This is a genomic window from Bathymodiolus heckerae thiotrophic gill symbiont (genome assembly GCF_900128515.1).
Lineage (GTDB): Bacteria > Pseudomonadota > Gammaproteobacteria > PS1 > Pseudothioglobaceae > Thioglobus_A.
The window spans coordinates 1-4226 of the sequence record NZ_FQTP01000106.1; the positions used below are offsets into that span (position 1 = coordinate 1).

General features: G+C 33.6%; 4 protein-coding genes and 1 pseudogene. 4 read left to right on the forward strand and 1 reads right to left on the reverse strand.

The window, feature by feature from the left end; genetic code table 11:
• Nucleotides 1-524 precede the first annotated feature (524 nt).
• The 4 genes and pseudogenes from BTHERMOSOX_RS09505 (at nucleotide 525) to BTHERMOSOX_RS09515 (ending at nucleotide 3203) form a co-directional block, all read left to right on the forward strand.
• Nucleotides 525-929: a hypothetical protein gene (locus BTHERMOSOX_RS09505; protein ID WP_138120888.1), complete on the forward strand. Its 405-nt coding sequence runs from the start codon at nucleotides 525-527 to the stop codon at nucleotides 927-929.
• Nucleotides 930-1606: 677 nt separating this feature from the next.
• A complete protein-coding gene (locus tag BTHERMOSOX_RS11830; protein ID WP_249360675.1) occupies nucleotides 1607-1669 on the forward strand; it encodes a hypothetical protein in 63 nt (20 codons plus the stop codon).
• Between the two features lie 63 nt (nucleotides 1670-1732).
• Nucleotides 1733-2674: pseudogene (locus BTHERMOSOX_RS09510) on the forward strand (IS5 family transposase); the annotation flags it as partial.
• Nucleotides 2675-2834: 160 nt separating this feature from the next.
• The gene (locus BTHERMOSOX_RS09515; protein WP_138120890.1) at nucleotides 2835-3203 is read left to right on the forward strand and encodes a hypothetical protein; all 369 of its coding nucleotides are present in this window, start codon (nucleotides 2835-2837) and stop codon (nucleotides 3201-3203) included.
• Between the two features lie 58 nt (nucleotides 3204-3261).
• Here BTHERMOSOX_RS09515 and BTHERMOSOX_RS09520 read toward each other — a convergent pair whose 3' ends face one another.
• The gene (locus BTHERMOSOX_RS09520; RefSeq protein WP_138120892.1) at nucleotides 3262-3924 is read right to left on the reverse strand and encodes a hypothetical protein; all 663 of its coding nucleotides are present in this window, start codon (nucleotides 3922-3924) and stop codon (nucleotides 3262-3264) included.
• Nucleotides 3925-4226 lie beyond the last annotated feature (302 nt).

The following is a 4226-nucleotide window of genomic DNA, read 5'->3' on the forward strand; positions in this document are numbered from 1 at the left end:
CATGAAGCGACTCAACACAAGACCTCGAAAAACACGAGGTGGGAAACAACCAGTTGAGTTATTTTTAGGAAAGGCTGTTGATTTATTAACGGCTTAGGAGAAATTGCACTTAATGTGCGAATTCAAGAATTTATAAGCAATAAATATTTTAATTTAATGTTTTACGCACTTAATACAGCACTTGAGTTATTTGTTTTTATAAAAGTTTGGTTTGTACTAAGTATGTTTTATACGGGGATTTTTTACAGAGATTTTCGAGAAGTTGTGATTCTTATACTAGTGTTTATCTTATTGTTTACAACTCGAATGTTGTTTAATATTGACCGCATAAAAAAATCATTAATTGAATGGGGGTTCTTGTTTATCTCAAGTTCTATTTATGGTCTTATTATGGCATACGAGTTTTTGTTAGATGAAGGTATTGTATAAGGGAATAATGCAAAGTAATGAAACAGCCTACTTTAAATAGCACAATATTCATTAAGATGATATAATTGCATTCTTTAATTAATTGAAAATTTACTATGATTGCCGCTAATCGCTTTATCCCTAATTTTGTTATTTTGTTTTTTTCACTTACTTTCTGCATGCAAGTATTAGCTACAGAAAATTTTTATATTAACAATCCTGCTGTTGATACCATAGTAAAAACAACTGCAATGGCGGTTGATATTACAATTACATCATCAAATGGTGATTATGAAATATCCTGTGGCCTTAAGGATGTCTCTGAAGAAGTTGGTGAATATACCCAAAAAATAGTCTATTGCTCTCCTACTGTTGATGATTCAGGCTTTAAACCAGGCGACTTAGTTAATATATCTTCTCCCTTTCATGGTGACTTTATCTTATGTATTGCTGATGAATGCGAAGACAACCCTGATAACAGTAAATCCGTTAAGGGAAAGAAAAATATTACTTTTTGGTAGTATGCACTCCAAAGCAGTGTAGGGTATTTAACCAGCTTATTTCATTTGTGCTTGAAAACAGGAAAAAACAATAGTACCACCTACTTGTTTTGTCTCTTAAAATGATTTGTTATGTTTTTAAAGACCTTTGAATAACTCACCAAAAAGACATAATTACCCTATATTTATCAATATATTTTTATAGACAGTTGTAAGTAATAGCTTTTAAGTTAACTTTTTCTGCTATCTTTTGCAGTTTCCATAAGTTCTCTCAACCACAAATTTTCTTTTGCTAATTGCTTTATTGCGAATTTTGTTCCTGTAGATTATAAAAAGGCCAGACAGAAAAACTACCGGTTTTTTTGAACAAGAGCTTGACATTAAGTTAATTAGTCAACCCTTAAAAACCACACAACAAACTGATTTATAACAATAAAACCACAATATATCACAGACAAATCAACCAGATTTTGATAAAACACCCTATCTTTCTTGGTCGTTTTGCTGATAAAAAATGCTAACAAAATCAACCCCAAACACAGGTCAACAAAATCTTTTTCATTCAGAGCTTTTCTCCCAATTAGACACTAAAGACCCTTTAATACAGCTGGCCAATGCCATTAACTGGGCAGTCTTTGATCATAGCTTTGAGCAGCATTACTAAAGACAACGGCAGACCCTCAAAACCCATTAGGCTGATGGTGGGCTTACTCATGCTTAAACAGTTGGAGAACCTCTCTGACGAGCGTGTTGTGTTGTAGTTTAAGCGCAACCCTTATTACCAATACTTCTGTGGCTATCCAAACTACACGCCTGATGTTCCTTGCAATGCTACTGAACTGGTACATTTTAGAAAGCGCATTGGCACCCAAGGTTTTAATCTTATTTTTAAAATGAGTATTGAATTGCATGGTAGCTTAGCACAAGAGCCAAGCGTGTTAATTGGCACCACCGTACAAGAAAAAAACATCACCTATCCTACTGATGCCAAACTGGCAATCAAGATTATCAATCGCCTTAACAAGCTGGCAAAACACCATAACATTCAACAGCGCCGTACTTATATCAAAGAGGTTAAAAATTGTCGCTTGGCAATCAGACACTTCCGTCATGTTAAAAAGCGCACCAAAGCTAAGAAAGCACTAACAAGACTTAGAACCATTGCCAATAAGCTCATCAGAGAATTGCAACGCAAACTACCTCAATATCTGTTGTTTACAACCTATCAAAAAGACTTCTTGCTCTACCAACAAGTGCTAGCACAAAAGCCTAAGGACAAGAATAAAATCTATTCATTGCATGAAGCTAATGTTTATGTCATTGCCAAGGGCAAGGATCATAAACAATATGAATACGGCAACAAAGTGTCCATTGTATCAACCAAAGACAATAACATTATTGTTGGCGTTGTGAGTCATAACAAAAACATTCACGATTCCAAAACCTTACACGCTGCCATTGGTCATGCTAATAGCAATAGAGATAAAAACAAGCCCATTAAACAGGCAGTATGCGATAGAGGTTATGTTGGTGCAAAAGAGGTATTGGGTGCAAAAATTATCCTCCCTAAGAAGGCACTTAAACAAGACAATCGTTATCAGCGCGATAAAAAGCGCAAACTGTGTAAAAGACGTGCTGCCATAGAGCCTATTATTGGACACTTAAAGTCAGACTTCAGGCTATCTAGAAATCTACTAAAAGGGCAGATTGGCGATGAGATTAATGTTTTAATGGCTGCTTGTGCTTGGAATTTAAGAAAGTGGCTAGTTGCCACTACTATTTTTTTGTTTTTACAAAAGGTTCGCTATTTTTTTATAAAGAATCATTGGTTTATGTTGCAGTATGCAAAAGCTTGTAATTAAATAAGGTTTGGTTATTTTGAATTGGGTTTTTAAGGGTTGACTATTTACACCTATATTACCAGAGATGGCAACAGTTAAAGAGCTTGAGTGTGGGACACTTTCAACGCTTGCAGAATTACAAAGTTATAAAGATATGGGTATTAATGTGCCAGATCTATTCGGAGTAATTTACAGAATTGATAGAGTACGAGACAGCAAACAGTTTATTGAGCACTTAATTACTTTATCTAAAGAAAAGCACTACACAGTGCTTAATACACAAATACCACAGGCAGTTGCTTTTAGAGAAGCCACTAGTCAACAAATACCTACTACTAAATTTATGAATGGTAACAAAAAACAACAATCAAAAGCACAAAAAAGTGCAACTGCAATCTCAAACTTAATTTTAGAGATAGAAAATCTATGGATAGCAAAACTAAAAACAGGATAGCTAGCCATTTAAAAACTCTAGCTACATATGAGTTGAATTCGTCTCAGGTTAATATCACTTATTTTTCAAAAAAACGACAATAACTTTTAAATAAAGGCTCTTGCTTAATCCCTTCTTTGTAAGAATTAAGGCCTTTTTTAACGACATTTTTCCAAGCTAAAATGTGTTGGTGTTTATATAGTTTGCTGGTTATTGCGTTTATTTGCACTAAAAATAAACGATTTGCCTGCCCAGATAAAAACTCTGCAAGAAAACCAATAGGAAGCAAGGCAATTGTTCTAACTAAGCCAAGTTTTTTTAGTGTTGCAAGATTTATTGGGGAAAATTGACCGCTATTATCAATTAAAAAAGGTGGTAATGGCTCAAAAAAATGTCCAATTACGCGTAAAGCAGCGCTTAATATTGTCCATAACATCAAATATTCTATATTGCTTTCAAAAGAAGAAAGCAGAATTGTTAGCGTTGTGAGTAATATTAAGTTAGCCAATATTGTAAATTTCAATTCTTTGATTAAGAGGGTTTGGACAATAAAAAGCAGTAAGGCTATATACAAAAAACCATGCCAAAAACTATCAAGAATTAATAGCCACGCAAACGCATCTACAAAAATAGAATAGTGAATAACTCTATTAATAATATTTCTGTGTAACGCTACATAAGAGACAGATTGAAAATCTAATTGAATATTTTTACTGGGCCAGAATGCAGTAAAAAATGGCAAAATTCTACCTATTTTTTTAGGGGGGATGATAAGGCAGAATATAAAGAGAAGGCAAGCGAAAAAAAAGCAAATAAGCCAAAGGTTGTGTATGTTTTCCATTGTGATTTATGAGTGGTTAGTGTAAAAAAAGAAGCAATATTTCTTATAAAATACTGAATTATACATTTTGGTAAAGCTTGAATTCGCATAACAAGTGCAATTTTAATTGTAATTAAATAGCCAGTTGTAATAAACTTTGCTATTTTCTTACTACGGGAAATTGCAATGAATTATCAACAACTGACTAACGATGAACGATACCA

Excerpts from the sequence above, each read along its gene's own strand:
- BTHERMOSOX_RS09505 (WP_138120888.1), top strand. The coding sequence starts at position 525 with ATGATTGCCGCTAATCGCTTTATCCCTAATTTTGTTATTTTGTTTTTT.
- BTHERMOSOX_RS09515 (WP_138120890.1), top strand. The coding sequence starts at position 2,835 with ATGGCAACAGTTAAAGAGCTTGAGTGTGGGACACTTTCAACGCTTGCA.